Source organism: Burkholderia sp. SIMBA_062 (assembly GCF_046534765.1).
Taxonomy (GTDB): domain Bacteria; phylum Pseudomonadota; class Gammaproteobacteria; order Burkholderiales; family Burkholderiaceae; genus Burkholderia; species Burkholderia ambifaria.
The window spans coordinates 1-209 of sequence record NZ_JAWRYD010000723.1 but is presented as its reverse complement, the minus strand read 5'-3'; the positions used below and the strand labels follow the sequence as shown (position 1 = coordinate 209).

Genomic DNA, 209 nt, shown 5'->3' with positions numbered 1-209 from the left:
TTTCTGGCCGAGCACTACGGCACCGAAGTGTCGCCCGACTTCATCAGCTCGGTCACCGACGAGGTGATGGCCGAGGCGCTGAGCTGGCAGAACCGCCCGCTCGAGCCAATGTACCCGGTGGTGTTCTTCGATGCGCTGCGGGTCAAGATCCGCGACGACGGCGTGGTCAGCAACAAGGCCGTCTATCTGGCCTTGGGCATCCAGGCCGA

The 209-nt window shown here is 64.1% G+C and carries 1 protein-coding gene; it reads left to right on the top strand.

Features of this window, described 5'->3' with window-relative positions; all coding sequences use genetic code 11:
* Positions 1-209, top strand: a 209-nt coding sequence (locus SB786_RS38070) for a transposase (RefSeq protein WP_410731821.1), incomplete at both ends; no start/stop codon positions are given.